This is a genomic window from Stenotrophomonas sp. 2YAF22 (assembly GCF_052114665.1).
In the GTDB taxonomy this organism is placed as follows: Bacteria; Pseudomonadota; Gammaproteobacteria; order Xanthomonadales; family Xanthomonadaceae; genus Stenotrophomonas; species Stenotrophomonas indicatrix.
Map to the genome: position 1 here is coordinate 1 of NZ_JBFRFE010000890.1, position 1,191 is coordinate 1,191.

Annotated in this window: 2 protein-coding genes; both read left to right on the plus strand. The window is 66.2% G+C overall.

The genetic code is table 11. From position 1 onward, the window contains the following. Window positions 1-752, plus strand: a 752-nt coding sequence (locus AB4Y84_RS22020) for a CheR family methyltransferase (RefSeq protein WP_442250979.1), incomplete at its 5' end; no start/stop codon positions are given. Further along, a partial coding sequence (gene cheD, locus AB4Y84_RS22025) for a chemoreceptor glutamine deamidase CheD (protein ID WP_442250980.1) occupies window positions 749-1,191 on the plus strand: 443 nt, incomplete at its 3' end. The genes AB4Y84_RS22020 and cheD, both read left to right, overlap by 4 nt.

The window sequence follows — 1,191 nt, forward strand, 5'->3', positions numbered from 1 at the left end:
CCCTCGCCCCGGCCAAGCGCGACATGGTGTACGGACGCCTGTCACGCCGGCTGCGCACGCTGGGCATGCGCAGCTTCCAGCAGTACCTGGACCACCTGGAACAGGGTGATGGTGACGAGTGGCAGGCATTCACCAATGCGCTGACCACCAACCTCACTGCGTTCTTCCGCGAGCCGCACCATTTCGACAAGCTGCGCGAAGAGCTGCAGCAGCGCAACGGGCGCGGTCCGCTGCTGTTGTGGTCGTGCGCCGCCTCCACCGGCGAAGAACCCTACTCGATGGCGATCACCGCCTGCGAAGCGTTCGGCACCCTGAAGCCGCCGGTGCGCATCGTCGCCACCGACGTCGACACCCAGGTGCTGGCCACCGCCGGCCGCGGCGTCTACAACATCGACCGTGTCGCCGGCCTCGACCCGGACCTGCGTCGCCGCTATTTCCAGCGTGGCAGTGGTCCCAACGAAGGCCAGTGTCGCGTGCTGCCGGCGCTGCGCGAGCTGATCGAATTCCGCCCGTTGAACCTGCTGGCACCGCGATACGACGTCGGCGGCCCATTCGATGCGCTGTTCTGCCGCAACGTGATGATCTACTTCGACAAGCCGACCCAGCGCGCGATTCTTGGCCGCCTGGTCAATCACCTGGCCGACGACGGCCTGCTCTACACTGGCCACTCGGAGAACTACCTGCACGCTGCCGATCTGATCCAGCCCTGCGGGCGCACCCTGTACCGTCGTGCAGCAAAGGCCGGCGCATGAACGCATCACTGCGTACCGACGATGTGATGCGCTACCAGGACGCACGCTTCAAGACCATCGCCGCCAAGCTGCTGCCGACCCAGTACCTGGTGGTGGATGACACCACTGCGCTGACCACTACGCTGGGCTCCTGCGTGGCCGCGTGCCTGCGCGACCCGGTGCTGAAGATCGGTGGCATGAACCACTTCCTGCTGCCCGAAGGCAACGCCGGCGACGGCGCGCCCGCGCGCTATGGCAGCTATGCGATGGAACTGCTGATCAACGACATGCTCAAGCGCGGCGCCCACCGCAAGCGCATCGAGGCGAAGGTGTTCGGCGGCGCCAACGTGCTGAAGGGCTTCACCAGCAATCCGGTAGGCACGCGCAACGCCGAGTTCGTGCGCCAGTACCTGCAGGCCGAACACATCCCGATCCTCGCCGAGGACCTGTGCGGCATCCA